This window comes from Aeromonas sp., from assembly GCF_050252055.1.
Taxonomy (GTDB): Bacteria; Pseudomonadota; Gammaproteobacteria; order Enterobacterales; family Aeromonadaceae; genus Aeromonas; species Aeromonas caviae.
Window position 1 is genome coordinate 85,317 of record NZ_JBFWLQ010000010.1, and the last position, 546, is coordinate 85,862.

General features: G+C 51.5%; 5 tRNA genes. All 5 read right to left on the reverse strand.

The window, feature by feature from the left end:
- Positions 1-48 precede the first annotated feature (48 nt).
- The 5 genes from AB7E19_RS17150 to AB7E19_RS17170 all read right to left on the reverse strand — a co-directional run bounded on the left by AB7E19_RS17150 (position 49) and on the right by AB7E19_RS17170 (position 535).
- Positions 49-124 (reverse strand) — tRNA-Lys (locus AB7E19_RS17150).
- Positions 125-145: 21 nt separating this feature from the next.
- Positions 146-221: transfer RNA gene (locus tag AB7E19_RS17155), tRNA-Val, on the reverse strand.
- 19 nt (positions 222-240) lie between these two features.
- Positions 241-316, reverse strand: a tRNA-Lys gene (locus tag AB7E19_RS17160).
- Between the two features lie 48 nt (positions 317-364).
- A tRNA-Val gene (locus AB7E19_RS17165) sits at positions 365-440 on the reverse strand.
- A 19-nt stretch (positions 441-459) separates the two neighbouring features.
- Positions 460-535 (reverse strand) — tRNA-Lys (locus tag AB7E19_RS17170).
- Positions 536-546 lie beyond the last annotated feature (11 nt).

Sequence of the window (546 nt, forward strand, 5' to 3'; positions counted from 1 at the left end):
AGGTGCTCTCCCAGCTGAGCTAAACGACCTGGGACAAGACTGAAATGATGGTGGGTCGTGCTGGATTCGAACCAGCGACCAATTGATTAAAAGTCAACTGCTCTACCGACTGAGCTAACGACCCATCTAAATCATTTTTAAAGCATGGTGGTCGTTACTGGGCTCGAACCAGTGACCCCCTCCTTGTAAGGGAGGTGCTCTCCCAGCTGAGCTAAACGACCTGGGATTCAATGTTCAGAGTGGTGGGTCGTGTAGGGTTCGAACCTACGACCAATTGATTAAGAGTCAACTGCTCTACCGACTGAGCTAACGACCCACATCCTGAACCTTTCACCAACCGCATGTGGCGGCCAGTATTACAACATGGTGGTCGTTACTGGGCTCGAACCAGTGACCCCCTCCTTGTAAGGGAGGTGCTCTCCCAGCTGAGCTAAACGACCTGGGATTCAATGTTCAGAGTGGTGGGTCGTGTAGGGTTCGAACCTACGACCAATTGATTAAGAGTCAACTGCTCTACCGACTGAGCTAACGACCCACATCCTGAAC